Below are 26,825 nucleotides of genomic sequence, written 5' to 3' on the forward strand. Positions count from 1 at the left end.
AAGAAAGCACATGCACTACTTGAAAGCGGGCACACCATTGGAAAAATCGTATTAGAGAAATTTTAATCATGATAGTGACAGATAGTATGTAAAATTATATTAACGATTTTTCGAATATATCTATCATAACGTACAATATATCAACGATTTTTCAAATATATCTATCACAAATCAAATTATATCAACGATTCGTCAAGGTATATCGATTTATCGACAAATAGCAACAATAAGAAAAGGCTGTTCCAGATGAACAGCCTTTTCTTTATTTACTTGAAATCTCTTTATTATTTTGAACGTCTAACGGAGCTCGCTTCCCTATTCCGAAAGCATAGAAACTAATTGTAACGATAGCTAAGAAAACAATACCTACAACTAGTGAAATGCGCGTATCGTCGTTAAACCACATACCGATTAATACCATAATTAAAAAGGCAATTGTTAAATAGTTTGTTACAGGAGCAAATGGCATTTTGAACGGATGATCTTTCATCTCTGCTCCCTTTTCTTTTCTAAAATTAATTTGACTAATTAAAATGACAAACCATGGTACCATACCAGGGAGTACACTCGCGCTATATACATATACGAATAAATTTTTCGGTGCGATGTAACTTAAAACAACACCAACCGCCAGACCGATAATTACGCCAACTGTACCGAATAAAGGTACACCATTTCCAGAAAGTTTCGTGAAATATTTCGGTGCTTGTCCATTTACACCTAACGTATAAAGCATACGTCCAGCACTATAAATACCACTATTACAACCAGACATTGCCGCTGTAATTACAACGAAGTTAATAAGTCCAGCTGCTGCCGTAATACCAACTTTCGCAAAAGTCGCTACGAACGGGCTACCAATTGTACTTAATTGATCCCACGGATATACAGTTACAATAACAAAAATAGCACCAAGATAGAATATTAAAATACGCCAAATTGTACTTTGAATCGCTCTTGTAAGTGTCTTCTTCGGATTTTTCGCTTCGCCAGCAGTAATTCCGATTAATTCCACACCTTGATACGCTCCAACTACAAGTGATAATGCAAAGAAGAATCCTGAAAAACCACCTGTAAAGAAACCGCCATTTGACCAAAGATTAGATATGCCAATCGCTTCTCCACCGTTACCAATTCCAAAGAAAATAAGACCAAATCCCGCAATAATCATTAATAGAATCGTAACGATTTTAATCATCGCAAACCAAAATTCAAATTCACCAAATGACTTAACAGAAATTAAGTTAGCTGCGCCAAGAATGACCATTGCGATTATACCTGGTATCCAAGCTGGTAAGTCCGGGAACCAATATTGCATATACGCTCCAACCGCGATAATTTCTGACATCCCAACAATAACCCACTGGAACCAGTTACTCCAAGCTGTCATATAACCAGCTAGCGGATGAATATACTTATGACCGAACGTCGCAAATGAGCCTGTACTTGGCTCCATATACAACATTTCTCCCATGGCACGCATGATGAAGAAGATGAAAATACCTGCAATTGCATAAGCAAGCATTACTGACGGACCTGTCCATTTAATTGTGCTGGCTGACCCCATAAACAAACCAACACCAATCGTTCCGCCTAAAGCAATCATTTGAATATGACGTGCTTCTAAACCTCTTTTCAATTCTTTGTTTGCCACTTCACTTCCCCCTCTTAGATGATTCATAGCCGCATTTAAAACAAGATGCTTTCCCCTAATTCCTTTCGGCCCTGAAAATGATGAAGCAAACGTCATTTTACACTAGCTTTAAAGCTATCCTAAAATCGTTTTGCGCTCCTAATAAAATTCTCAAAACCTTTCATCTTCCAATATTCTATAAATCTTAAAATTACTTACCTTATATTAATTCATTAATCTGAAAAATTCAATTATTTTTTCAATAAATTATTATACATAAGTCTGATTAATTTTTAACTAAATTAACAATAAAATACATCTATTCAATATGATTCCGGCATGTATATTATTACAATATAAATAACAGAGGAGAGCATTTCTTCCTCGGTTTCATATGTCAAATACTTCAACCTTTATAGTTGATAACGTAATTTCCCACACATTCGATTTATATACCAATGAGAAATTTAATATATTAATAAACTACTAACTTCTTTACCCCAGCCAAAATATAAAAGAGTCTCATTAAAAAATGAGACTCTTTTACAATTTCATATTTAAATCGATTTCGAAGTTTGCTTACCAAAGATAAATATCCTAGTAAACACTGCCATTATAACTACAATAACTAGAAAATAAAGTGGCATCACCAGTAACGAGCCCGTATGCAATTGACTCATTCCCCAAATTGTCATCGTTACAATTACATAGTATCCTAAGCTAAACAACGCTCCAGCTGTACCAATGACATCTTGAAAATCTACTAACGCTAAACTTAAACAATTAGGTAACGCTACTCCAATTCCTAATAGCAATATAAACATCGCTATTAAAAATCCAATCATATATATTATGTTTTGGTTTGATCCCAATGCTGTAATAACAGTTAAAAGGATAGCTCCCACTGTCATTACAAGACAACCAATATATATAATTTTCTCTGGTCTATACGTGGCAAGCAATCGTTTTGAAACTTTCGCCCCAATAATAGAAGCAGACGCAACAACAATTCCTAGAAATCCATACATACTAGGCGATAATTGAAAGTATTCAATAAAGATAAACGGCGCTTCTGCATAATAGCTAAATAAAACACCATTTGCTCCTCCAATTAATAGCCCATATGTTACTACTTTCGGATTTGTAATTAGCCTCTTCAAGACTGAAAACACATTTATTTTATTCGTTACTGATCCCGTCTTTGTTTCGGGAAGAGAAACAAACGTATACAGAAAAATTCCGACACTCATAACTACTAAACTTAAAAATACTATTTTAAAACCAAACATTTGATCAAGAAAGCCCCCAATTAACGGTCCTATCGCTGGTGTAAAAGCAATGACTGCCGAGATTTGAGCAAACATAACATGCCTCTTATGCCCTTCTACACTTTCACGAAGAATCGTTTGCGTCACAACTGATCCTGCACTTGCTCCAAACGCTTGAATAAAACGACTTACCAATAAAACTTCAATGGAATTTGCAATATAGCATAAGAAACTCCCAGCGCCATATACGACAATTCCAAGTAACATCGCCCGGCGACGACCAATTATATCTGATAACCACCCAATAAAAAATACACCTAACGCAAAACCAGCAAAATACACACTAAGTGTTAACTGCACCTCATTATTACTTACATGTAACGCCTTTGAAATGTCTGGTAAAGACGGTGTGTAAATCGTTTCACTAATTTGCGGAAATGCGACAAGAACAATCATTAACAAAAGTGATGGTACTGAGACTTTTTTCATTTTTCATACCCTCCTATAACTTTGAAAATCTCAGAAATAAAAAGACTTTCCTTAGCTACGGAACAGGAGGGGCCATTATAGAAATCCGGTCATAAAACAACAAAGAAAACACCTCAATTACGTATGTTAATACTTATAGGAGGGTAATATTAACATCGATTTTTAAATATACTTTTTCAATTATATTACATTCTGCGTTTCTTTTACTAGTGCTCGGCCTTGGAGGATTGTTAAAAAGATAACTTGATGCATTCACCTTTTTATGGAATAATTAGAAATAGTTTGAATTCGTAAGTTTAATTATTAAACGATAGACTAGCATATTTTAATGTCACAAGCTTACAAACTGGAGGCCTTTCGTAATGATTGAAATTTTAAGGACAGTAGTAAACTTTCTACTTTCTCTATTCTCAGGAGAATTACCATTTGTATATTATGTATGGATTATTACCCTATTCCTAATTCAAATAACCCAATCTACTCTAAACTATAAACTCTTTAACAAGAAAGGCAATTTCAGCACTTATATATCGGAAGGATTACTTGCTTTTATTATTTTATTGTTTGGAGGAATATTAGTATCTAAGTTACTTGCTTACATAATAGACGATCCTACTATTAGTATGACGAATTTAACACATTATTTTGTTTCTCTTATCATATTAACTATATTTGTCGTAATAACCTGTGTTAAAGACTTTATAGAGACATCTATAAAGAATAAAAATATATCTCTTTTGAGCTTTTTAGTAATTTCCTTAATAACAAGTATACTTTCATTCAAGTTTTTATCACCTTTAATTGAAGGTTCTTTTTCTCTTTCTAAATCTTTTATAACTACTTTAATCATTCTAGTAACTGTATCCATTCCTCTATTAATTTCCTTAGAGGATAAGTATGCAGATGAAAAGGAAACGGAAAATTTATAGCTTCTCATTTACATAAAAGAAAGAGGGAGCTCCCCTCTTTCTTTTAAATCATCCCTTTTAATATTAATCCTAAAACTGACATTATTATCGCACTAATAATAATTCGCAAAATCCAAGTTGTGTTTGTACTTATTTTTTCTAATTGCTTATTGATTGTTGCTATATCTTTCTCATTAATAGTAGTACGCGTTTCTAAAGCACGAATGTCTCTCATAATTTCTTTTTGCTCCGCCTTGAGACTGTCAATTTTAGCGTAAACATCTTCCATATATTCACACCCTCTGTTCATCTTAATAGAAAAATCTATATATATTATGAGACAACCCTCTTACCTGTGAATACATTGCGTACATCCGCGTACCAAATTATTTGTACAATCTAATTGAATTATTCATATGTTTCCTATCTTCTATATAAATCAGCGTTAAGATAAATTAAAAAAGGAATCCCTTGTTTATTTAACAACAAACAAGGTGCAATCCAACATTCGGGAGCACCTACGATAATTTCTATTGTTTTCATATTTACAACTCCATATAATCAGTATGATTTTCTGAAGAAGCCACTTTTTGAACTGCTTAAAGTATACTAATATGAATACGAAATAGCTGTATTGATAAACTCTCTAGAACAATAAATATACTGGCTGAAACCGATCTATATCCAATATTTTTTCCAGTAACATGAATGGTTATTTCTGATAAATACGTTTGTATATCATTGTTTTCAAAAATTTCATCCTCAACCTTTACAATATCTGCTTCACAATCTACTTCTTTAAAAGTTTTCAATAATTTTGTTTCCAATAAACTACAATCAAAATTCTCATCTTTTATTACGGCAAATTTAACCTTCATATCGATTTCCCCATTTTTAACAAACTAAAATCATTAAATCAATATAAATATATATTATTCTATTAAATAATTCAAAATATACGCTTCTCATATACATTATTTCCTTTCACTCATACTTTTATCATTGAGTTTTTATTCACAAATTCGTAACACATATATATGAGTTATTATGCTAAAATTAGTTTATTCACAAGAAGAAGTTATTCTTAATAAATCAATCATTTTTAATACCCTGTTTAAAGCCTTGCCCCCCTGCAAGGCTTTTTCCTATTTAACTAGAGTAGTAGTTTTCGTTATGCATCTCTCCCCTTTGTTCCTTACCCTACAAATAATACTGAATGTTTATTTTACTTTTTCAACATCCTTACTCGCTCTGTTCGAGAGCTCTTTACCAAATATTCAATCTAATGATAAAATTGACCAAATTAATATTTTCGTCCATAACTGTATCAAAAAGTACACTAAAGAAAAAATAGCACTCTCACGATTAAGTAAACGCGAGCTTTTTTCTTCTATCTACTTACTATTTAAGGTTAATAGTTTAGTAACAAGATTTAAAAATTCGACTTAAATTCATTAATGAATGGAGAGGTTTATATGAAATTAAAAGACAAAGTAGCAATCATAACTGGTGGTGCAAGTGGAATTGGCGAATCTACTGTTCGTCTTTTTATCGAAGAAGGTGCAAAAGTAGTTATTGCTGACTTTTCTGAACGTGGAAAAGAACTATCAGATGAATTGAATGCACATGGATATAATACGTTATTTATTAAAACCGATGTAACAAAAGAGGCAGATATTAAACAGCTAATTCATGAGACAGTAAGTACATACGGTAAATTAGATATTATGTATGCCAATGCCGGCGTTGCTGATGATGCACCGGCAAACGAATTATCCTATGAAAAGTGGAAAAGAACTATTGATATTAATTTGTCTGGGGTATTCCTTTCTGATAAATATTCGATTGAACAATTTCTTAAACAAGGTACAGGTGGTGTCATCGTTAACGCTGGTTCGATTCATAGTTTTGTTTCATTACCTACACCAACAGCATACTCCTCTGCAAAAGGTGGTGTGAAACTATTAACTCAAAATTTATGTACTGCCTACGCTAAATATGGAATACGTATTAACGCGGTGTGCCCTGGTTATATTGACACCCCTTTACTAGGTAGTGTTAATCCTCAACAGAAAGAATATTTAGCTTCACTTCATCCACAAGGCAGACTTGGAACACCAGAAGAAGTCGCTAAAGCTGTCTTATTTTTAGCAAGTGATGATGCTAGTTTTGTTAACGGCACAACACTTCTTGTTGATGGAGGCTACACTGCACGTTAATTTAAAAATTTTGAAGCACCCTAAAAAATATATAGTCTTCAACAAGAAAAAGCGCCATCACAAGTGACGGCGCTTTTTCTATGTAAGAGCAACTAGAAGATATCCTTCTAGCCTACTCCCATTTATAAGTCCAAAACTGTTCAAGTTGCAGCCATTTTAATGTTGCTGCATCTTTGTTTTTTATTTTTGCATGCGTATCTTCCAGCATTGCTTCTGTTTGTGAACGGTGCGCACCTAATGCAGTTAATTTATAATCAAATACTTCACTAATGTTATTTACAACATCCGGTTCTCCTAATACTGCTTCACGATTTTTCGTAATCGCAACAGCATGGATAACTGGGCGCTCTTCTTTTGGCATACGTGATATAGCGCGAACGACAGCGCGGCCAAATGCATTATGATCTGGATGTACACCGTGCTCTGGATAAAATGTAATAATTCGAGATGGATTTACTTCTTGAATGATTGCTTCAATTTTGTCAGCAACGAAATCAACATCTTCAAATTCTAACGTTTTATCATGGAAGCCAAGCATTCTTAAATCTTTAATGCCCATCGCTTCACAAGCATCTTTCAATTCTTTCTCACGGATATTTGGAATCGTTTCACGGTTAGCGAATACGTTCTTACCCATGTTACGTCCCATTTGTCCTAGAGTACCACATGCATATGTTACAGGTACTCCTTGATCTGTTAATAAGCGAATTGTTCCTCCCGCAGCATATGCTTCATCATCTGGATGCGGAAATACAACAAGTACATGTCTCTCCATAAGTTTCCCTCCTTCTTACTTAAATGGTGTTAAGCTTAACTCAAGTGCAACTGCTAGACGACCTAAATTATCATGTCCAGCTAGTAATAAACGCTCTTGACCATCTACTTCCCAGTGCGTAATACCTTCAGCATATACCCAACCATGATCCATTTTTAGACCAACTCGGTATGGATTTGTTCCAGTTATCTTCCCGCGTTCAAAACGGATAATTGCATTTCGAATGAAAGCACCAACTGTCATCATCTTTTCATTTATGTGTGATGCATACGCTCCGTTTGTCGTTTCTAAATGAATATATACATCTTTATTTACAAAACGTTCAATTTCATTTTGAATAAGAGAACTATCTTTTACTATTTCCATCGGAATTCACCTCTTTAAACCATTTTACGCAAAAATAATGTAAATTGCTATCTCTATATTAGAGGACAACGCTCACTTTTCCTAATAATTTGCACTGTGTTTTTTATATTTTTTATATGATATGTAAAAAATACATTTTTTCCTTCACTTTGTTAAATAGTTTTCTTTCTTTTTTGAATTTGCTACAATATATTTTATCCCGTATTATTGCAGCGAGATACATTTCGACAATTGAATACATAATTTAAAGAAGGTGACATGATTGGAACAGTCAGCACATGAAGTAGCAAATTGGCAATATTATTTTGCAATTGCCGTATTTTTAATCACGTACGGATTTATTATTTCTGAGAAATTGAATCGTGCTGTAATCGCACTATTCGGTGCTGCTATTATGATTATTTTTGGAGTTGTAGATTTACATACTGCTTTCACATCACATATTCAATGGGAAACGATTACCCTTTTAATTGGGATGATGATTCTCGTACATATTACGAGTCAATCAGGCGTCTTTGAATTTGTGGCCATTAAAGCGGCAAAAGCAGCTGGCGGAAAACCGATTCGCATTTTATTATTACTATCCCTATTAACTGCTGTCGGATCAGCATTTTTGGACAATGTAACGACTGTTTTATTAATCGTTCCTGTTACATTATCCATTACACGTATTTTAAAAGTAAATCCTGTGCCTTATTTGATTTCAGAAGTGCTGTTTTCAAATATAGGCGGAACAGCAACATTAATCGGTGATCCACCTAATATTATGATTGGATCAGCAAACAAGCATTTAGACTTTAACGCCTTTTTACTTAACTTAGCTCCAATCGTAATTATTATTTCTATTGTGACACTTGGCATTATTTACTTCATGTACCGTAACAAACTAAAAACAACACCTGAACAAATCGAAAAACTAATGGCATTAAACGAAAAAGATTACATTAAAGATCAAAGCCTCCTTTTAAAATCTATTTCGATTTTAGGACTAACTATTTTAGGCTTCGTACTTCATTCGATTATTCATGTAGACGCTGCCGTTATAGCGATGACAGGCGCTACACTTCTTATGTTAATCGGCGTGAAAGAACATGATATTGAAGATGTATTTGCCCACGTTGAATGGGTAACCATTTTCTTCTTCGCCGGACTATTTGTTCTCGTTGGCGGGTTAATTGATATCGGACTTATCTCTTCACTTGCAAAAGAAGTAATCGGCGTAACAAACGGTGACATCGGATTCGCAGCTATACTTATTTTATGGGTATCTGGCATCGCATCTGCGACAATCGACAACATCCCATTTGTCGCTACGATGATTCCTCTTATTCAAGACTTAGCTACAGGACTCGGACTATCTGTCGATTCTCCGCAAATAGAAGTACTATGGTGGGCGTTATCTCTTGGAGCTTGCTTAGGAGGAAATGGAACGCTAATCGGAGCATCTGCAAACGTAGTCGTTGCTGGTATTGCAAAACGTGAAGGACATGCTTTCTCTTATATGGACTTCTTAAAAATTGGTTTACCATTAACTATTGTTGCACTCTTGTTATCACATGCTTATATATATTTACGTTATTTAATGTAAAAGTTGTATTGCATGAAATTATATCGTCAAATCCAAAAGGTTTGCAGCATCGTGCTGCAAACCTTTTTTCATCACCAAAATATACCGATAATTGCTAACCCACCTAAAATCATACCACCAATTTGTCCGACAATTGTTGGTGATAATTGAACACCTTTTCTCACTTCAACAACTGGTCTTTCGTGCCTTAGTTGTTGCACTTCGCTTTGCAGTTGATGTACACTTCCGTGTAACTCTTTAATTAGTTCCTTTAATTCAGCGACCTCTTCATTTACTGGTTTTGCTTTTTCTAAATTCATTTTACATAACTCCTTATAAATTCAATCAGTTCACTGTAAATTTTCGCCAATTATCATTATATCTCCTGCATACTACATATATAATATTGAATGTATTCGCTAATCTTGCAACCCTATCCATTCATCCCGCAATATCCCCATAATGATACGATCAAAACACTTCCCATCTCTTTGAACCGCTTCTCTCATACACCCTTCCATCTGAAAACCTATCTTTTTATACAACGCAATGGCTGCTTTATTATAAGAAATCACATCCAGACCGACGCGGTGTAAATTCAATTCATAGAAAGCATATTTTAAGATAAGATGGATTGCTTCTCTTCCATATCCCTTTCCTCTATCATTTGCATCTCCTATACCAATGGCTAATAAACCCGTTCTGTTATTCCACTCTATGCCATGAATTGCAACAAAACCAATTAAGCAATCATCTTGAACTGTCCTTAACATGAAAGAAACACTATTCGATCTCCGTCCCTTTAATAGCCCATCACTTGCTATTTCTTGTATCGATTGCGGGAATGCTACATCTGTATCTACATTCCTTAAATACTCACTATCTTCTTGCCACATAGCCATTACTTCAGCATCTGCTTCTCTAATAGCTGATAATTTAATCGTTTTATTTTGAAAAAGATTCATTGTCATTTCAAACTCCCCCTTTTTTAATAACAGGGATAATTATTAGCCTATTTATCCCCTTATTCTATAAACTGCTTTATACACGGGATACTTACAATAAGCGCTGACATTGGCACATCTCTTCTACACGAAATTAACTTCATTGTATAATTTTTAGTTTATTCTAACAATAATAAAAAGCCCTCCAAATTTAGAGGGCCTTTCCTAATAGCGAAACTATATTATTTCGTAAACATTTTCTCCGCTTCATCCATTGCCATTTTGTTACCTAAAGCAGAATAGTCAAGCCATGGTTGGTCATTAATAATGTATACGTGCTTACCTTTAACAGCTTTTAAGTCTTTCCAAATTGGTGTTTCTTGAAGTTGTTTAAATGCAGCTTTCGCTTTATCATCTCTATTAACGACAACGAAAATAGCATCTGCATCAAAGTCAGGTAATACTTCTTGTGAAATGACTTCGAAAGGACGGTTTCCATCAATTTTCTCTACACCATTTGCAGGCTGCAACCCTAAGTCTTGGAATAAAATTGGTCCCATCGGTCTTTTCGTACTAAATACACGTAATTCTTTTGCAGTAACGCGAATTGCCATTACTTTTTCGTTATTACCTAGCTCTTTATCTATTAAACTTTTTACTCGTTTTGATTGCTCTTCGTAATCTTGAATATATTTATCCGCTTCTTTCTCACGGTTTACAAGTTTACCAACTTGTTTTAACTGATCTCTCCACGTGCCTTCATCTAAGTTGAAAGAATGTGTTTTTGCAATTTTTTCGTATTTCGCTACATCTTTACCAGCATATTTTTCATCAACATAAATGTCAGTTGGCTTCAATTGAAGTAACGCTTCCATATTCGGATCTGTTACAACACCAAGTTTCTTCGTATCTTTCAACTGCTCTTTTGCGTGCGGTAAGAAATCTTTTAAATCTCCGCCAATAACAGAACCTACTGGTGTAATTCCTAATGCAAGTAAATTATTTGTTAAATGAATGGACATAGAGGCGATTTTTGGATCATTACTTTTTTCCGTTTTTTTCGTTGCCTCTTCATTAGCTTTAGTTTGACCACATGCTGCTAATACTAAAATACACATCATGCTAAATAAAATAATAAGTTTCTTTTTCATATGTTCTCCTCTTTGAAGTATTTATTTTGTTTTTGTAAGTAAATAAAGAAAATACGGTGCTCCTAATGCCGCCACTACTACACCAGCTGGAATAGAGTTTGGCTCAAATATAGAACGACCTATCGTATCTGCTAGCACTAAAATAATCATTCCGATAATGCCAGCTAAAGGAAGAAAGTGTTGATATGTAGTACCTACTAACTTCCTTGCGATATGCGGAGCAACTAAACCGATAAAACCAATTCCTCCTGCCATCGATACACTCGCGCAAGATAATCCAACCGCTGTAGCTAAAAGTAGTAACCGTTCTTTTTGAACAGAAACACCAAGCCCTGCTGCTACACTATCACCTAGTGACAATGCATTTAACGTTTTAGATTTTATCCATGTATACGGGGTTAGTATGAAAATCCAAGGTAATAATGCAAGGACATGAATCCAATCCCTTCCCCACACGTTACCAACTAACCATCTAGAAGCGAATGTATACGTCTCATCATTTAACTTGAGAGAGAAAAATAACGAAATCGCACTAAATCCAGCTGAAACAGCAATACCAACGAGAATAAGTCTAATAGGAAGTAAACCTTTTGACCGATCACTCGCCAGTATAATAATTAAAAATGCAGCTAGTACTCCCCCGCCAAATGTAAATAACGGTATTAAAATCGATGCATTCTCATTAATAGAATGAAAGAAAGTAACGAATATAATTAGCCCGAAAGATGCACCTGCATGTAATCCTAAAATACCAGGGTCTGCAAGTGCATTACGTGATAACCCTTGCAAAATCGCACCGGAAATCCCAAGGCCAATACCGGCTAACATTGTGATTATTATTCTTGGCATACGATAATCATATAGCACGGTCTCGCTCTCAAAATCACCATAACCGAAAAGCGTTTGAATTACTTTGAGCGGTGCAATGCTCAGTGTCCCTGTATTTAAACTAATTAAAATGACAGCGATACTAATACAACCAAAAATTGTAGTTACAGTAATGGCTCTCTTTTTATCTGTGTTCAAAAGATCCTTCACTTACAACTCCCTCCCAACTTTACGTGCTATATAGAGGAAGAACGGAACTCCAACAAGAGCTACCATAATCCCTATCGCAAGTTCCTTAGGAGGATTTACTGTTCTTGCCCCTAAATCAGCTACAACTAATAACATAGCTCCTAATAATGCTGACATAGGAATAATGAGTCTATAATTCACACCAACTAATTTTCTAGCAATATGCGGGATAACTAGTCCTACAAACCCAATAGAGCCAACAGCTGAAACAGATACACCTGCAAGAATGACTACTATAATCATCCCTAGTATTCTCGTTCGGTTCGTTTTTACTCCTAAATTTGTAGCAACATCATCCCCCATTGATATGAGTGAAATAGATCGCCCTAACACTATTGCAAAAATAATCGTTATAAGAATAATAGGGACTAAAAATTTCAAGTGTTCCCACTTAACCCCTGCAACACCACCAGCATACCAAAACGCTAAATCCTGGCTTAAATCATAATAAATCGCAACACCTGAACTTAATGAATGTAAAAGCGCTGCCATAACCGCTCCAGCAATCGTTAACCTCATTGGTGTTAACCCGCCTGATGTTGCTGATCCAATAACAAAAATAAGTACTGTACTTAAGACTGCTCCAATAAAGGAAACAATCATTAAATAGGAATACGGCATATGCGGAAAAAAAGCAAAACTAAGTGCTACTACAAACATCGCTCCTGCATTTATGCCAAGTACACCTGCATCAGCTAAAGGATTTCGTGTTACACCTTGCATAACAGCACCAGCAACCGCAAAAGCTGCCCCTACAACTGCTGCTCCAATTACTCTCGGGAGCCTTAATTCATAAATAATTTGGTGCTGTGTTAATTTCGGATCGTAATCCAAAACCGCTGCCCACACCGTTTGTAAATGAATATCTTTTGCACCAAATGAAATGGCTAAAAATATAGATCCAATTAAACATAAAATTGTTAAGCTCATGAAACATATGAACTTAATATGTATCCAGCGGTTATTACCAGCATGTACAGTAGACTTATGTAACATGTTTCATTTCATCCTTTATATTCAGTTGTTTTTTATAATTATTTTTTATTTGTAATTATTATTGATAATAATTATCATTTTCATTTAGATATTATATCCCCACTTTTTTTAAATAGCAAACTATTTTTTTACTTTTCTACAATATTAAAATACTCATTACAATTCCCTTCTAAAACTTACAAATACATGCAAAATAGACTACTGGATTATTTTTTAAATCGTAGTATAATTATTGATTATTTCGATTTTTCCAATAAAAAACATCGAAGGTGACACAATGTTCTATATAAAACAACTACTACATTTCACTTACGAACAAGCATTATCTTGCTTATTCCCAGTCATTATTTTCTTAACACTAGCCCTTTCAAAAATTGTTTCAATCCCAGAGTTATACCGCTATGATTTCATACTCATCGTATGCCTTCTTATGCAGTGGATTATGTACAAGACGGGTCTTGAAACAAAAGACGAACTAAAAGTAATTACCATCTTCCACCTCATCGGCCTTTTACTAGAAATATATAAAGTACATTTCGGTTCATGGAGTTATCCCGAAGAGGCATATTCGAAGGTTTTTGGAGTTCCGCTTTACAGCGGTTTTATGTATGCGAGTGTCGCGAGTTACATATGTCAAGCGTGGAGAAGGTTGCATTTAAAAATGCATCATTGGCCGAAAGCAATTTTTGCCGTGCCGTTAGGAGCTATGATTTACTTCAATTTTTTCACACACCACTTTACATACGATTTTAGATGGATATTAACTTTACTACTATTCATTGTTTTCTCTCGCACATTTGTACAATTTTCATTACAAGGCGTTACATATAAAATGCCACTCGTTCTCTCCTTTTTCCTTATCGGATTTTTCATTTGGATTGCAGAGAACATCGCAACATTTTTCGGAGCATGGCAATATCCAAATCAACGGGAAGCATGGAGTCTCGTTCACTTAAGCAAAATTAGTTCATGGTTTTTACTCGTTGTTATTAGCATTATGATTGTCACGCAGCTCAAACATTTGAAGGAATCAAAAAGATAATGCTGATTATGTAAAAACAGTTAGCCCATCACTCATTAGAGAGTGATGAGCTAACTGTTTTTAGTAATATTTTTTAAACCGTCCTTATCAAGGGAGTTATAATTTACAAGATTATAAGCAATTACACATTATGAACTGCTACTAGCAGAAGATGTTGCTACAGATGAAGCGGCAATCGTTGCCATCATGGCTGCCTGTTGTGCTTGTATGAGGACTTCTATCATTGTTTGTAAACCTGTGTTAGTAGCTTTACTTTCCTCACCTTTCTGACTTACGAACAGTTGAATAGCAATAAGAATAGTTGTATCTGTATGCCAACGGAACAATTTATCCCCCTGCAATTTTTCAATAAATGCTCGAATAGAATGAATCTCTTTTTCTCCGTCCTCGAGTAACGCTAGTAGCCCGATAGCTGGGTAATGCATCTGTTTTACTTTTACCTTTTCTTGCTTTAACAAATTCCATATATTTGTACATTTTGCAACTAATAGTTCTTCCCTGACATCCTTCTTTAGTGAAAGAATATGACTCAAAAATTGAAGATCATTCCCTTTACGCAAACCAGCTGTCGCTAGTTTCTGATAAAGACGTTCCACTCGGTCCATAAGTGTTTCTACATGCTCTGATTGTCCTGCTAATAAAACTGCGAGCGGATAATCATTTGTACTTGTAAGAAAGAGGTGATCCTTTTTCATGCGTTTATATACTTGCATCGAACGCTGAATGTGCGCGCCATGCTGTTCATTTTCTTCTGTTAAAAGCACAGCTGCTGCGAGATAAGTAAATATACTCCGGCTAAAGCCACCAGTGACCAATTGTTCATATAAATCTAAAAACTTCCGAAAAGCTTCCTTGTAATCTGTAAAGTGAATATCTAATGTTGCGGCCACTACAAAACGATGATAAGACTTTAAGTATGAAAACATCCCTACCTGATTCTTAATATAACTACTAATTTCTAAAAAACGTCCGAGATCAAACAATTTATCACTACCTGCATACATAGCAGCAATCATCATTCCTGTTCGAGAATCACTCGTTTTCCATTTTAGTTCTCCCTTTAACTGTACATATGTATGTTTATATTGCTCCAACTTTTGCTCTAATGTAATCATAGTATTCACCCCTATTTCTAGTTCTTCTCTATTATTATACGTATATTCCATATTTAGGAATACTATAATTAATAATCACACCATAAAAATTATAAAATTCTCTTATCCTTCTTCATCAGCACCACGATGATAATCCCTAATCCTTCAAGAAGTTATACAAAAAAGGTAGATAATAATTTATCTACCTTTTTTGTATATATTATTTAACATTACAACTGTATTGCTTGTTTTATATGCAATTAAGACTAAAGAGCTTTAATAATACGTTCCATCGCTTTCATTTGCCCAATATGATCAGCTTCATGATAAAGCATCATACCGTAAAGCTCCCCTACTGTTTCCAATCCTAGGAATGGCTCTGGCAGTTTATTTTCAAATGCTTCTGCTGGAATTTCGTTAATACGTTTTGCTTGTTCTTTTAATTGAGCCGTTAACACTTCTAACGATGGTCCTTCTGTTTTCCATTTAGATGGTCGTGATCCATACCCAAACATACCTGGATATTCAGTTGGTAATTGTTTGAATTCTTTTCCAAACATGAAAACTTCTGCTGCTGTTAACACGTGACCGATATGCCAACGAATTGTATTGTTAAAACCCTCTGGCTGCGTATCCGCAGTTTTATCATCTAACGTTTCCATAAATTTAAGTAACGCCCCGCGCGTTATTTCAAATTGTTTTAAACCCACTAGTCTGTTCATTTTATCGTTCCCCTTCTTGATGTACAATTTATTATGAACTAATAATGTTCAACTTATTAAAGTTTCACCTTGTTTAATCTATCAGAAACAAATAAGAAATACATCTAATATGCTTATTAAAAATAATAAAAAGGTTCACTCCTCGTAAATATAGAATTACTTACTATGTAAATAAAAGAGGAGTGTACTTGCATGTTACATATTTTAAAACAGCAATATAATCTTATTAGCTCTACAAGAGAAACTCTATTCACATTTTTAGAAGAAATCCCATTAGAAAAATTACATAGCACTGTTCCGAATTTTGGGAGCGGTAGCATTATAAAGACACATATTCATGTAGCCGATTGCTATCGATACTGGCTTGGGTCATTCGCATTCAAGCAAAAAAGAGCAGATTTTTCATTTGCTAGCGATTACGAAATTGAGCATGCAGATGTCGCGAAAGTCCGTGCTAGATTTAAATTAGTAGATGAGACTGTACAAAGTTTTTTAAATGAATACAATGATCGTTGGCTTGAAAACATAGCAAATGAAGTGAAATGGCAAAGAGAACCTTGGAGCACAACTCCGCTATGGCTTTTAACTCATACAGAGACTCATGAGTTTCATCATAAAGGACAAATTGTATCAATGGCTCGTCACCTTGGATACAATCCTCCTGATACAGACCTTAGTTAATTCAATGGTCCATGATTACAGAAAAAATTAGAATGAATACAAAACGAGCATGTTTTGAAATCCAATCAAAACATGCTCTTAAAATATTCTATCTTACAATCTCCATATCCTCATCAATACCAAATAGTCTCCGCATAATTATAAGCATCACTATTTGGTATTGCATGTTTCCCCTGTGCTTGCGCCTTTCTTGGATCTAAGTCATATACCATTGGCGTATAGCATGATGTTTGCCCTTTATTTACAACACCATTTCCTCCAGCGCTTCCACAAGTGTATGCCTTTCCATCTGTTTTTCTAACAATCCTTGCATCAGCTTCGTTATTATAAACTGCCAGGCGAGTTACAGTAACTTTTGCCCACGCTGTCTTACACGTCGTGCTAAATTTTAATTCCACATAAGAATTTGAATCAATCCACTTCTTTTCTTTCGTTACTGCGGATTGATCACAGCTGTTATAATAAGGACTTTTCCCATCATATGAATGGTCTTCTGCGTATGCTTTATAGCTATTAGTCGTGCTAAACATACTAGTTACAACGAGTAAAGATAGCAATAAACATGCACTCGTCTTTTTTAAAAGTTTCATATCATTTCACTCCTTTATTAATAACGTGCTGTTTTCCCGTAACCGTTATTAAACGTAACTGCTTCAGCATCTGCTGTGTATCCGAAATCAGCAGTTAAATCAAATACCATTCCTGTATAAGTGCTCGTTTGACCTGTTTTTATTGTGCCGTTCCCCTGATTAGAAGTAACTGATTTTTGGAATACACCATTTTTATATTTATTCACAACAGCGTACGCGTACACTCCTCCTGAAACAGCTGGTGCTGGTTGATCTAAAACAAACTTAGCCCATGCTGCATGACATTTATTACTGTAACGTAAATACACTGTCCCTACTTTTTTACTACCTTCATATACAGCTGTAGATTTTGCATTAAATCCATCTGCATCACACGTCGTACTTCCCCCGTATACTTTCGTTGTTGCTGGATTTTTCCCGTCATAATAACTACTTAAATCAGCAGCTGCAAATGTACTTCCTTGAAAACTAAATAATACACCTATACTTGCCGCACTTAACACGCATACTTTCATTAACTTTTTAAACATTTTAAATTCCTCCTCACAATAAGTACGTATACTAAAGACAAGCTATACCGCTATGTAAGTCCTCCTTTCACACTTCCTAGAGGCATCTTACAGAAACGAATAAACGTTGTAAATTCCCTTATGATTATTGGAATATACGAAGAATTTTACTTATCCTTGTAAGAAAAAAAGTTGAGAAATACACATTTTATAGCATTCTATATTTAAAACATAAAAGAACCGATACTTGTTATATTCAAGCATCGGTTCTTTATACAAAATTGCCATTTTTTCTTTTATATAAAATAAATATTTCTCCACTTAATCTGTTGTAAAAAACTCCCTCGTTACATCAATAAATTGTCGCAGTGGCACTGTCATCCATTTGTCTTTATGCCAAGCGATTTGCGTATAAATCGGAGAGATTGTATTTTCTAAATGTAACTCTTTTATCGTCCCCTCTCGTATATCTTTTTCTACTACTATTGCTGGTAAAACGGCTATGCCTAAATCTGCAATAACACATTGTTTAATTGCTTCAACACTAACAAACTCAATTTTATTTGCTGGATATACATCTTCCCAGCGAAATAGCTCTTCAAATAAAGTCCGATACGAGCAGCCTAATTCTGTTAGTAAAAGTGTTTCACTCTCTAAATCTTTTATAGAAACTGAAGGTTGTTCAAGTAAACGATGCGTAGGAGTAGCTACTACTTTTAATTCTTCTTTCATAAGTGGTTCCACATGTAAAACATCTTCTGTTTTACATTCGTCCAAAATAAATGCAAGATCTACTTTCCCCTCCATCAATTGTTCCTTCGCATCTTTATTGGAATGTGCTGGTTTAAATATAAGTTTTATTTTTGGGAATTGTATTTTAAACCGCTTTAATATAGAAGGCAGTCTGTATGTACATTGACTTTCTTGTGCACCAATTATTAACGTACCTGCTATTTCTTCATCATCTTTCACAGCCATTTTCGCTTCGTTACTGAGTGCAATCATCTTGTCGGCATATAGTTGAAACTTCCTACCTGCTTCAGTTAAGAAAAGACGTTTTCCTAATCTTTCAAATAACGGTGTACCAAGCTCAGCCTCTAATGTTTTAATTTGCGCTGTAACGCTCGATTGGGCAAAGTTTAATTTCTTCGCAGTTTGTGTAAAGTTCAAAGTATGTGCCGCTACTTTAAATGTAATTAACTGTTTTATTTCCATTTATCCTCCCTCTTTTCAATCGATATTTCCGATTGATTCCATCGAAATAATCCTCTTTGTCTATTGATATTTGTATTGTATGATAAAGAACATCTATAAACAATATAAATGGAGGTATTCCATATGAAAGCACTTTGTTTCGAAACATTCGGAGACGCTAATGTTCTACACTATAAAGAAATACACGATCCAATCATAAGTCCAAATGAAATTCTTGTCCGCACGATAGCAATCGGATTAAACTTCGCTGATATTTATAGACGCCGCGGCGATTATCATCTTGCTGGCAATCCGCCTTATGTATTAGGTTATGAAGGAGCTGGAATTGTTGAAAAAGTAGGAGCTGACGTTACTACTATCAACCTAGGAGACCGTATTGCATTTGCGGACGTCCCATTTGCAAATGCAGAACTAGTTGCCGTTCCATCGGAAAAAGTAATCCCACTACTAGATTCTATTTCTTTTGAAACAGCCGCTTCTGTCTTATTACAAGGATTAACTGCACATTATTTAACGCACGATAGCTATCAACTAAAACAAGGTGATATAGCTTTAGTACACGCTGCAGCTGGTGGCGTCGGTCAACTTCTTATTCAAATGATTAAACTACAGGGCGGAACAGTAATTGGTCTTACATCATCAAAAGAAAAAGCAAAGATAGCTACATTAGCTGGTGCCGATCACGTATTTTTATATAACGAAGAATGGCATACGAAAGTACTTGAAATGACTAATGGAACTGGAGTAAATCTTGTATATGAATCAGTAGGTTCTACATTAGAGGAAAGTTTTAACGCTACTAAAATTGGCGGTACTGTCGTATTTTACGGAATGGCTGGTGGTAATCCTGCTCCAGTTGATCCACGTATGCTTATGGATACTTCAAAAACTTTAACTGGCGGAGACCTTTGGAACGTTCTTACCACTTATGAAGAACGTAAAAAACGATCTACTCAATTATTCGATTGGATCGCAACTGGAAAATTAAACATTTCAAATCCTACTACATTCTCTTTACAAGACGGTGCTCTTGCTCATGAATTATTAGAGAGCCGTAAAAGCACAGGGAAGATTTTATTAATCCCATAATTCACAAAATGAAAAGGAAGCTAGATTTCTCTACCTTCCTTTTCTTATTTCTATTTGAGATTTAATTATATTTCCACACTTTCTTTCCCTTTTGCAACATAACTCATATCTCCAACCGACTCGACTGTATATGTTCCATCTTGATATACAATCTTCGTCACACTAGCATTTTCCACCCCAAGTTTTGTTTTGCTACTGTCTAACATTTCTATTAAGGTAGTAATCAAAAGCCCATGAACGACAACTAAAACGTTACCGCCACCATTTCCAGCAGCTTCTTCACTAATTTTATCTATCTCAGCTTTTATACGAGTAGAAAATAATTCCCAATCTTCCGCCTGTTTTGTAGGATCTGCTACTCTAATAAGATTAATCACTTCTTGAATAGAAAACTTCATAAGTTCTTCTGGTGATGCAACGCCTGCAGCTTTTCCAACCACATCCCACATATTCTCAAGTTTTTCACCTTCAAAAATACCGAAATTTAATTCTCGCAAATCTTTTCTTTGCTCAAGTTTTAATTTTGATTGCTCACTATATTTTAATACTAAATTAGCAGTTTCAATCGCTCGGCCGCTATCACTACTATACGCATTCATAAAATGAATATCTTTTAATCCTGTTCCTAAATTTGTGGCAACTTCAACACCTTTTTCTACTAATGGAGAATCAGCCCAACCTTGCGCGCGATGATTCGTATTTAATATTGTTTTACCGTGTCTTGTAACATATAACGTAACTGCATTCTCATTGCTATCTGTTTCTCGCTTATTCATTTCATTCTCTCCCTTTACGTTTCTATATCAATTTTACCACCTCAATTATTCATTGAGCAAAATATACGTCAGTAGATCCGCTTAATAAAAAAAGCTATCTTTCTGTATATCCATACAAAAAGATAGCATCTTTTATGATTACATTTCTTAACCGTTACTCCTACTCAGCAAAAGCACTCGAATATTGTACAATTCCTTCTACACCTCGAAGAGAATTTTCTGTTAATTCCATTATCATAAATACCTCTTCAGGCACTTCAAACGGTGCTTTTATATTCCACTCACTTGCTTTCTTAAAACCAAATTTCGGGTAGTACTCTGGATGTCCCAATACTACAACTGATCCGTATCCACGTTCTTTCGCTTTTTCTAATGCAGCTACAATCAGGTTTCCACCAATTCCTTTTTTCTGATGACCCCTAGCAACTGAAACTGGTGCAAGTGCTAACGATTCTACAGAAGTTCCATCTTGTTCTATTGTAATTTTCGATAACATAATGTGACCAACTATATCTTCATCTACCGCAACAATTGATAACTCTGGAACAAACGCGTCACATTCTCTAATACGTTTTACAAGTTCATGTTCTGTTTTATCACTAAATTCTTCCTTTAAAAATGCTTCTTTTATGACTTCTTCTGTTTTTCTATAATCATTTTTTTGTTCTTGTCTAATCGTTACCATTTTAACTTATCCTCTATTCTTTCTTATTTCTTTTTGAATTTTACGCAGTGCTTTTTTCGATCCGCGCTCAATATCGTGTTGCATTTTTCTTTCTTTATAATCAACAAATAGTGTATTTAAATCGTATCCTTCTGGATATAACTCCTTCGCTGCTACTTCTAAAGTAATACGTTTTACATTTACTTCAACGAATTCACCGTTATAATATACAACAACGTTATAAAAATTATCTTTTTCCTTATAGATGATACCAAAATCATCATGATCCAATAAATTCACACGATCGCCGATTTTGTACTCATAATGAGATTCTCTTTTTTCTTGTACAAATTTCGGTTTTCTAATTTTACTTTCATTCACTTTTTCTAAAGCGTACTCTTTATTTCCCATATACTCTTTCGCTCTTTTCAGTACATGTTCTTTTACGCTCATTTTATTCGCAATCCAAAGTGCATTACTTTCTCCTGATTTTCCGATAACTAATTTATAAAGCGGCTCTAGCGTTTCACTATTAAACTGCATCGCTGCATTCATAAAGTCATCATGCATTTCTGAGAATCGTTTAATTTCTCCGTAATGCGTACTCGCAACGGTAATACATCCCGCAAAGTACAACTCTTCTAAAATAGAAATTGCAAGTGCTGCACCTTCATTTGGTTCTGTACCGCTCCCTATTTCATCAAATAAAAGTAACGTATTATTATTTGACATCCTCATAATCTCAGAAAGATTTTTCATATGAGACGAAAATGTACTTAGTGCATTTTCAATACTTTGATTATCACCAATATCTACGAATACATTTTCGAAAATAGCGATTTCTGTACCTTTATCTCCTGCAATATGAAGACCTGACATTGTAGCTAATGTTAACAATCCAATCGTTTTTAACACAATTGTCTTTCCGCCCGCATTCGGCCCTGTAATAATTAAACTACGATACTCTTGACCAATTTTAAAATGTAACGGTACAACTTGCCCTGTTAAAAGCGGATGCTTACAATTCACTAAATGAATGTAGCCATGATCGTTTAACTTCGGTTCTATTCCATCAATCGATTTACTAAACTTCGCTTTCGCAAATACCATATCATACTGACTAATTAGCTCCATGTTAATCTTTATATTATAAATGTTTTCTAACACCATTCCTGATAAAGTCGCTAAAATCTGATACTCTTCAACCGCTTCTTCTGCTTTCAAACCTGCTAATTCTGCATTCAATTTCGTAACCGTATGCGGTTCTATAAATACAGTAGAACCTTTTGCCGAGGCTTCAATAATACTTCCAGCAACTTGATTTTTATAGGAAGATTTAATTGGAATCGTATAACGGTCATCCTTTTTACTAATAAAGAATTCCTGAATGAATTTCTTATTTGCACTACTATTTAAAAACTTCGTTAAACGTTCTTTTATTTTCCCATCTACAGAATCGATATTATTTCGAATTCGTTTTAACTCTTTACTTGCAGCTACATCAATACTATTTCCTTTAATTGAAAAGTTAATTTCCTCTTCAATACTTTTATATTCAGTCATTGAATTTGCATAAGAAGCTAATACTGGTGCAAAAAATTCTTTATCTAACATAAACTTTTTAATCTTTCTACACCCACGTAAAAAGTCTGAAACACTTACTAATTCTTCTGGATCTAAAATCATCCCTTTTTCTAATTTTTGAATTGTACTAGCAATATTAGAAATGCCGAAGAAAGGAACATGCCCTTCTGCATCTAATATAGCTCGTGCTTCTGTCGTTTCATTCAAGCGATTTCTCACTACTTTTATACTCGTACTCGGCTCTAATTTGTTTACTAATTCCTTACCTAATCCACTTACACAATAAGATTTCACTATATCCTTTAATTCGTTATATTGTAACTTTTCAAAAGTCATCGTATTCATTTTGTTTCTCCTCACTATGATTGATTTTTATCATAAATGAAGATACCTACTCATTAGATTCCAATGAGCTCTACATTATTTAATTACCATTTTTATACATTAAAAATATATACAAAAAAGCTGCGGGGATACCGCAGCTTTTACATTTACAAGGCATGTGTAATAACGTATGAGGAAATAAGCCATAAAAATAGATGGCAGTCCCTTATTACACGCTTTATAAAGTATTGTAGGTATCTTCATAGGTTTTGAAATAAATGCATGACAAAATTAGGGGTATGATGTACATAAAAATCCCCTGGTCTTATCCGATTTATTTCATTAAATTTTTCCTATTTAATACCTACCGCACTCACAAAAAGCACCTCTCATTAATTTATATTATAGTCATTGAAATCTAATTTATTGAAATCATCATACTATATGTTACGTGAGAAGTAAAGGTGTCATACTTTAGTAGTACGTAACTATAGATTTCAATATTGCTTAAATTAGGTCTATATTCACTGAAGAGAAATTATAAGAAGCGCCTCCGCTATTGCGAATGTCATTTACTTCCCCTAATACATTTAATAATTATGACAAGCAATGATAGGAGGTTTACTATATGAGTGAAGAATATAATATTTTACATGGACCTGCTCTGGAACCAAATTTAATCGGTCCCACACTACCATCAATTCCACCATTTACATTCCCCACCGGACCTACTGGAATCACAGGACCTACCGGCGCGACAGGTTTTACCGGAATTGGAATAACTGGTCCTACCGGGGTTACAGGTCCTACCGGAATCGGAATAACTGGTCCTACTGGGGTTACAGGTCCTACCGGAATCGGAATAACTGGTCCTACTGGCGCAACCGGTTTAGGGATTCTTCCCATATTTGGAGCAATAACTTCTGAAGTAGGAATCGGTTTTTCAGCAGTAGTTAATACAAATATTAATTTTACCATTCCAGGACCTGCTAGTGGAACTACCCTAAATCCATTAAATAATTCTATTACAATTGATACCACTGGCGTGTACTCTGTATCCTTTTCAATTGTATTTGTAATACAAGCTATATCGTCTAGTATATTAAATCTTACAATAAACGATTCCATTCAATTCGCAATTGAAACGCGAGTTGGTGGTGCTTCTGGGGTGAGAGCTACATCCGCCAGAACTGATTTACTACCTTTAAATCAAGGGGACGTTCTTCGAGTACGAATAAGAGAAGCCACGGGTGACATTATATATTCCAATGCCTCTCTTGTTGTTATAAAGGTCGACTAACTCTTTTATTACAATAAAGATTCAGGAAAAATAAAGTGAAACTTTAATAAGCCCTCACCAATCGGACTGACCACAAATAGCGGGATAAATATGCACAATATAAAAAGAAGAGGTAGACTTATATTTCAGTCTACCTCTTCTTTTTCATCACCAAATTACTGCTGAACATATATGGAAACTGATCCTCCACTTACTTGGAATTGTCCCCAACCATCCTTATTAATTGTTACAGTATTTGTTTGATTACCCGTAATATCGTACCATACTTCCCCTGCGTTATTCTTCCCAACATCCATCCACTTTGACCCTCCTGGTCCATCAGAGATTAATGTTGCTAAACCAGAATTAGCATGTACACTATCACCTTCTCTTGTCCAGCCAATTACATCTGGATGATCAAAATAATCCCGCTGCGTACCATATGCAAAGTTTTTTCGTGCCGTCAAAATCGGATCAATTTTGTCCTTTAACGCTGGAATTTCATAGTTACTATTTCCTTTTGTACCATAGTAATCACCATAGAAAACAGAAGGATATCCCTCTGCACGCGTTAAAATAAATGCATATGCCAACGGTTTGAACCAAGGGCTCACTACAGATTCCAATGACTGACCAGGCTGTGAATCATGATTTTCAACTAGAGTAACCGCAAGTGTAGGATGATTCGCAACTACCGTTCCTTTTAAAATATTTCTCATATCATAATTCCCATTTCCTGTTGAAGCATAGTGAAAATTATAATGAAGTGGTGCATCGAACACAGATTGATTATAATTGACCTTCGCTAAATAATTATTTAAAGTCTGGATATCATTTTGCCAATATTCAGCTACTGTAAACATTTCTTTCCCCGTTTGCTGTCTAACATGATTTACCCAATCGCGCAAATATTCATGATCAATATGTTTAACAGCATCTAAACGAAAGCCATCTAAATTTAATTCCTTCGCATACCACGTTCCCCATTTTTTCATTTCATTCGCAACATCTGGATGATCAAAATCAAGATCCGCGTACATCAAATAATCATAATTCCCATTCTCGCTAGACACTTCCCAGTCCCACGCTTTACCTATGCCCCTAAATTTATAAATTCGGTTTAATTTCTTTCCTTCATCCCAATCTGTTCCGTCAAAATGATACCATTTCCATTTGAAATTAGAATAAGAATCTCCACGCCCTGGAAAGTTAAACCCTGTCCACGCACTAATTTCATAATCACCTGATACTTCAACATTTCGATTGCTCGGGTCTACTTCAACTGCTGTGACAGTTTCCGTATAATCAGCTCCACCTTTATGATTCATAACTACATCACCGTATACATCGATGTTTTTCTTATGTAAAGCGTCAATTGCAGACTTCAATTGTGCTTTCGTCCCATATTTCGTCCGCACTGTTCCCTTTTGATTGAATTCCCCCAAATCATATAAATCATATGCTCCATATCCTACGTCATTTTGCGTAGTTCCTTTATATGCAGGTGGTATCCAAACAGATGTAATTCCCTTTTGCGCTAAATTTTCAGCATCAGTACGCAAACGATTCCAATGATTCCCATCATTCGGAGCATACCACTCAAAATACTGCATTAACGTTCCATTGTTAACTGTATCTGCATATGCTTTACTCCCCTCATATATACTAGGTAAAAACAAAACAACTGACAATCCGACTATTGTTATTTTTTTAAACATCTGTACACCATCCCCTTCTAAGAAAGCGTTTGCATAGTTTATCAGAATTATTATAATATTCGTCCCACCGTTAGTAAAGTAGCAATCTCTCACTCTCCCACATTATTTTTAATCTCACTTCAAATATTCAACGTAGTTTTAATTT

At 34.8% G+C, this 26,825-nt stretch carries 27 protein-coding genes; 7 read left to right on the forward strand and 20 right to left on the reverse strand.

The window, feature by feature from the left end; translation table 11 throughout:
- Positions 1-262: 262 nt before the first annotated feature.
- Together IBT51_RS09140 and IBT51_RS09145 are read right to left on the reverse strand one after the other, a co-directional pair.
- Positions 263-1,654 (reverse strand): amino acid permease, encoded by a 1,392-nt coding sequence (locus tag IBT51_RS09140; protein ID WP_200458126.1) that lies wholly within the window; start codon positions 1,652-1,654, stop codon positions 263-265.
- Between the two features lie 536 nt (positions 1,655-2,190).
- Positions 2,191-3,390 carry a multidrug effflux MFS transporter gene (locus IBT51_RS09145; protein WP_200458125.1) on the reverse strand — a complete coding sequence of 400 codons (1,200 nt, stop codon included), beginning with the start codon at positions 3,388-3,390 and terminating at the stop codon, positions 2,191-2,193.
- Positions 3,391-3,752: 362 nt separating this feature from the next.
- Here IBT51_RS09145 and IBT51_RS09150 point away from each other — a divergent pair, with 362 nt between their 5' ends.
- Positions 3,753-4,319, forward strand: a complete 567-nt coding sequence (locus IBT51_RS09150) for a DUF5823 family protein (RefSeq protein ID WP_200458124.1) — start codon at positions 3,753-3,755, stop codon at positions 4,317-4,319.
- Positions 4,320-4,362: 43 nt separating this feature from the next.
- Here the strand turns inward: IBT51_RS09150 and IBT51_RS09155 are convergent, their stop codons facing one another.
- On the reverse strand, positions 4,363-4,587 hold the full coding sequence (locus tag IBT51_RS09155) for a hemolysin XhlA family protein (RefSeq protein WP_000390461.1): 225 nt from the start codon (positions 4,585-4,587) through the stop codon (positions 4,363-4,365).
- 310 nt (positions 4,588-4,897) lie between these two features.
- Positions 4,898-5,176 carry a hypothetical protein gene (locus IBT51_RS09160; protein WP_000865005.1) on the reverse strand — a complete coding sequence of 93 codons (279 nt, stop codon included), beginning with the start codon at positions 5,174-5,176 and terminating at the stop codon, positions 4,898-4,900.
- Positions 5,177-5,773: 597 nt separating this feature from the next.
- Between IBT51_RS09160 and IBT51_RS09165 the strand changes: the two genes are divergently transcribed.
- Positions 5,774-6,517 (forward strand): SDR family NAD(P)-dependent oxidoreductase, encoded by a 744-nt coding sequence (locus tag IBT51_RS09165; protein ID WP_000768018.1) that lies wholly within the window; start codon positions 5,774-5,776, stop codon positions 6,515-6,517.
- A gap of 112 nt (positions 6,518-6,629) precedes the next feature.
- On the opposite strand, the gene bshB2 is transcribed toward IBT51_RS09165, so the two are convergent.
- Complete coding sequence (gene bshB2 / locus IBT51_RS09170) at positions 6,630-7,292, reverse strand: bacillithiol biosynthesis deacetylase BshB2 (protein ID WP_200458123.1); 663 nt, start codon at positions 7,290-7,292, stop codon at positions 6,630-6,632.
- Positions 7,293-7,307: 15 nt separating this feature from the next.
- Entirely contained in the window at positions 7,308-7,658 is a 351-nt protein-coding gene (locus tag IBT51_RS09175; protein WP_000407046.1) for a YojF family protein, read from the reverse strand.
- 262 nt (positions 7,659-7,920) lie between these two features.
- Here IBT51_RS09175 and IBT51_RS09180 point away from each other — a divergent pair, with 262 nt between their 5' ends.
- A complete protein-coding gene (locus IBT51_RS09180; RefSeq protein ID WP_000437988.1) occupies positions 7,921-9,246 on the forward strand; it encodes an ArsB/NhaD family transporter in 1,326 nt (441 codons plus the stop codon).
- Positions 9,247-9,317: 71 nt separating this feature from the next.
- On the opposite strand, the gene IBT51_RS09185 is transcribed toward IBT51_RS09180, so the two are convergent.
- The 5 genes from IBT51_RS09185 to IBT51_RS09205 all read right to left on the reverse strand — a co-directional run bounded on the left by IBT51_RS09185 (position 9,318) and on the right by IBT51_RS09205 (position 13,393).
- Positions 9,318-9,545 (reverse strand): coiled-coil domain-containing protein, encoded by a 228-nt coding sequence (locus tag IBT51_RS09185; protein ID WP_001047304.1) that lies wholly within the window; start codon positions 9,543-9,545, stop codon positions 9,318-9,320.
- Positions 9,546-9,644: 99 nt separating this feature from the next.
- Positions 9,645-10,196 (reverse strand): GNAT family N-acetyltransferase, encoded by a 552-nt coding sequence (locus IBT51_RS09190; RefSeq protein ID WP_000178470.1) that lies wholly within the window; start codon positions 10,194-10,196, stop codon positions 9,645-9,647.
- Between the two features lie 215 nt (positions 10,197-10,411).
- Complete coding sequence (locus IBT51_RS09195; RefSeq protein ID WP_200458122.1) at positions 10,412-11,320, reverse strand: iron-hydroxamate ABC transporter substrate-binding protein; 909 nt, start codon at positions 11,318-11,320, stop codon at positions 10,412-10,414.
- A 21-nt stretch (positions 11,321-11,341) separates the two neighbouring features.
- Positions 11,342-12,358 carry a FecCD family ABC transporter permease gene (locus IBT51_RS09200; RefSeq protein WP_071731236.1) on the reverse strand — a complete coding sequence of 339 codons (1,017 nt, stop codon included), beginning with the start codon at positions 12,356-12,358 and terminating at the stop codon, positions 11,342-11,344.
- A complete protein-coding gene (locus IBT51_RS09205; protein WP_071731237.1) occupies positions 12,359-13,393 on the reverse strand; it encodes a FecCD family ABC transporter permease in 1,035 nt (344 codons plus the stop codon).
- Positions 13,394-13,670: 277 nt separating this feature from the next.
- On the opposite strand from IBT51_RS09205, the gene IBT51_RS09210 reads away from it, so the two are divergent.
- Positions 13,671-14,435 (forward strand): DUF817 domain-containing protein, encoded by a 765-nt coding sequence (locus tag IBT51_RS09210; protein WP_078401451.1) that lies wholly within the window; start codon positions 13,671-13,673, stop codon positions 14,433-14,435.
- 128 nt (positions 14,436-14,563) lie between these two features.
- On the opposite strand, the gene IBT51_RS09215 is transcribed toward IBT51_RS09210, so the two are convergent.
- Together IBT51_RS09215 and IBT51_RS09220 are read right to left on the reverse strand one after the other, a co-directional pair.
- Positions 14,564-15,601, reverse strand: a complete 1,038-nt coding sequence (locus tag IBT51_RS09215) for a DUF4003 domain-containing protein (RefSeq protein WP_002041575.1) — start codon at positions 15,599-15,601, stop codon at positions 14,564-14,566.
- A 194-nt stretch (positions 15,602-15,795) separates the two neighbouring features.
- Entirely contained in the window at positions 15,796-16,251 is a 456-nt protein-coding gene (locus IBT51_RS09220; RefSeq protein WP_001081119.1) for a DinB family protein, read from the reverse strand.
- 192 nt (positions 16,252-16,443) lie between these two features.
- Between IBT51_RS09220 and IBT51_RS09225 the strand changes: the two genes are divergently transcribed.
- A complete protein-coding gene (locus tag IBT51_RS09225) occupies positions 16,444-16,932 on the forward strand; it encodes a DinB family protein (protein ID WP_000902416.1) in 489 nt (162 codons plus the stop codon).
- A 113-nt stretch (positions 16,933-17,045) separates the two neighbouring features.
- Here IBT51_RS09225 and IBT51_RS09230 read toward each other — a convergent pair whose 3' ends face one another.
- From IBT51_RS09230 to IBT51_RS09240, 3 genes are all read right to left on the reverse strand, one after another.
- The gene (locus tag IBT51_RS09230) at positions 17,046-17,522 is read right to left on the reverse strand and encodes a DUF2690 domain-containing protein (RefSeq protein WP_078994400.1); all 477 of its coding nucleotides are present in this window, start codon (positions 17,520-17,522) and stop codon (positions 17,046-17,048) included.
- Positions 17,523-17,539: 17 nt separating this feature from the next.
- Positions 17,540-18,052, reverse strand: a complete 513-nt coding sequence (locus IBT51_RS09235; protein WP_053563892.1) for a YjfA family protein — start codon at positions 18,050-18,052, stop codon at positions 17,540-17,542.
- 300 nt (positions 18,053-18,352) lie between these two features.
- The gene (locus IBT51_RS09240) at positions 18,353-19,246 is read right to left on the reverse strand and encodes a LysR family transcriptional regulator (protein ID WP_053563891.1); all 894 of its coding nucleotides are present in this window, start codon (positions 19,244-19,246) and stop codon (positions 18,353-18,355) included.
- Positions 19,247-19,369: 123 nt separating this feature from the next.
- Between IBT51_RS09240 and IBT51_RS09245 the strand changes: the two genes are divergently transcribed.
- A complete protein-coding gene (locus tag IBT51_RS09245) occupies positions 19,370-20,335 on the forward strand; it encodes a quinone oxidoreductase family protein (protein ID WP_200458121.1) in 966 nt (321 codons plus the stop codon).
- A 65-nt stretch (positions 20,336-20,400) separates the two neighbouring features.
- Here the strand turns inward: IBT51_RS09245 and IBT51_RS09250 are convergent, their stop codons facing one another.
- The 3 genes from IBT51_RS09250 to IBT51_RS09260 all read right to left on the reverse strand — a co-directional run bounded on the left by IBT51_RS09250 (position 20,401) and on the right by IBT51_RS09260 (position 23,704).
- Entirely contained in the window at positions 20,401-21,111 is a 711-nt protein-coding gene (locus tag IBT51_RS09250; protein WP_001042044.1) for a histidine phosphatase family protein, read from the reverse strand.
- A 160-nt stretch (positions 21,112-21,271) separates the two neighbouring features.
- Positions 21,272-21,796: a GNAT family N-acetyltransferase gene (locus IBT51_RS09255; RefSeq protein ID WP_075718569.1), complete on the reverse strand. Its 525-nt coding sequence runs from the start codon at positions 21,794-21,796 to the stop codon at positions 21,272-21,274.
- Positions 21,797-21,802: 6 nt separating this feature from the next.
- Positions 21,803-23,704 (reverse strand): endonuclease MutS2, encoded by a 1,902-nt coding sequence (locus IBT51_RS09260; protein ID WP_182813169.1) that lies wholly within the window; start codon positions 23,702-23,704, stop codon positions 21,803-21,805.
- Positions 23,705-24,311: 607 nt separating this feature from the next.
- Here IBT51_RS09260 and betA point away from each other — a divergent pair.
- A complete protein-coding gene (gene betA / locus IBT51_RS09265; RefSeq protein WP_200483277.1) occupies positions 24,312-24,983 on the forward strand; it encodes a collagen-like exosporium glycoprotein BetA in 672 nt (223 codons plus the stop codon).
- A gap of 155 nt (positions 24,984-25,138) precedes the next feature.
- Here the strand turns inward: betA and amyS are convergent, their stop codons facing one another.
- On the reverse strand, positions 25,139-26,680 hold the full coding sequence (amyS, locus tag IBT51_RS09270; RefSeq protein ID WP_200458119.1) for an alpha-amylase: 1,542 nt from the start codon (positions 26,678-26,680) through the stop codon (positions 25,139-25,141).
- Positions 26,681-26,825: the final 145 nt, after the last annotated feature.

Source organism: Bacillus sp. S71 (assembly GCF_016625265.1).
GTDB classification, from domain to species: Bacteria; Bacillota; Bacilli; order Bacillales; family Bacillaceae_G; genus Bacillus_A; species Bacillus_A cereus.

Coding starts and splice junctions, on each gene's coding strand:
- betA (WP_200483277.1), top strand. CDS start 24,312: ATGAGTGAAGAATATAATATTTTACATGGACCTGCTCTGGAACCAAAT.
- IBT51_RS09215 (WP_002041575.1), bottom strand. CDS start 15,601: ATGGAATATACGTATAATAATAGAGAAGAACTAGAAATAGGGGTGAAT.
- IBT51_RS09190 (WP_000178470.1), bottom strand. CDS start 10,196: ATGACAATGAATCTTTTTCAAAATAAAACGATTAAATTATCAGCTATT.
- IBT51_RS09160 (WP_000865005.1), bottom strand. CDS start 5,176: ATGAAGGTTAAATTTGCCGTAATAAAAGATGAGAATTTTGATTGTAGT.
- IBT51_RS09175 (WP_000407046.1), bottom strand. CDS start 7,658: ATGGAAATAGTAAAAGATAGTTCTCTTATTCAAAATGAAATTGAACGT.
- IBT51_RS09255 (WP_075718569.1), bottom strand. CDS start 21,796: ATGGTAACGATTAGACAAGAACAAAAAAATGATTATAGAAAAACAGAA.
- IBT51_RS09230 (WP_078994400.1), bottom strand. CDS start 17,522: ATGAAACTTTTAAAAAAGACGAGTGCATGTTTATTGCTATCTTTACTC.
- bshB2 (WP_200458123.1), bottom strand. CDS start 7,292: ATGGAGAGACATGTACTTGTTGTATTTCCGCATCCAGATGATGAAGCA.
- IBT51_RS09185 (WP_001047304.1), bottom strand. CDS start 9,545: ATGAATTTAGAAAAAGCAAAACCAGTAAATGAAGAGGTCGCTGAATTA.
- IBT51_RS09150 (WP_200458124.1), top strand. CDS start 3,753: ATGATTGAAATTTTAAGGACAGTAGTAAACTTTCTACTTTCTCTATTC.
- IBT51_RS09260 (WP_182813169.1), bottom strand. CDS start 23,704: ATGAATACGATGACTTTTGAAAAGTTACAATATAACGAATTAAAGGAT.
- IBT51_RS09195 (WP_200458122.1), bottom strand. CDS start 11,320: ATGAAAAAGAAACTTATTATTTTATTTAGCATGATGTGTATTTTAGTA.
- IBT51_RS09205 (WP_071731237.1), bottom strand. CDS start 13,393: ATGTTACATAAGTCTACTGTACATGCTGGTAATAACCGCTGGATACAT.
- IBT51_RS09220 (WP_001081119.1), bottom strand. CDS start 16,251: ATGAACAGACTAGTGGGTTTAAAACAATTTGAAATAACGCGCGGGGCG.
- IBT51_RS09250 (WP_001042044.1), bottom strand. CDS start 21,111: ATGAATAAGCGAGAAACAGATAGCAATGAGAATGCAGTTACGTTATAT.
- IBT51_RS09210 (WP_078401451.1), top strand. CDS start 13,671: ATGTTCTATATAAAACAACTACTACATTTCACTTACGAACAAGCATTA.
- IBT51_RS09165 (WP_000768018.1), top strand. CDS start 5,774: ATGAAATTAAAAGACAAAGTAGCAATCATAACTGGTGGTGCAAGTGGA.
- IBT51_RS09225 (WP_000902416.1), top strand. CDS start 16,444: ATGTTACATATTTTAAAACAGCAATATAATCTTATTAGCTCTACAAGA.
- IBT51_RS09235 (WP_053563892.1), bottom strand. CDS start 18,052: ATGTTTAAAAAGTTAATGAAAGTATGCGTGTTAAGTGCGGCAAGTATA.
- IBT51_RS09245 (WP_200458121.1), top strand. CDS start 19,370: ATGAAAGCACTTTGTTTCGAAACATTCGGAGACGCTAATGTTCTACAC.
- IBT51_RS09240 (WP_053563891.1), bottom strand. CDS start 19,246: ATGGAAATAAAACAGTTAATTACATTTAAAGTAGCGGCACATACTTTG.
- IBT51_RS09155 (WP_000390461.1), bottom strand. CDS start 4,587: ATGGAAGATGTTTACGCTAAAATTGACAGTCTCAAGGCGGAGCAAAAA.
- amyS (WP_200458119.1), bottom strand. CDS start 26,680: ATGTTTAAAAAAATAACAATAGTCGGATTGTCAGTTGTTTTGTTTTTA.
- IBT51_RS09145 (WP_200458125.1), bottom strand. CDS start 3,390: ATGAAAAAAGTCTCAGTACCATCACTTTTGTTAATGATTGTTCTTGTC.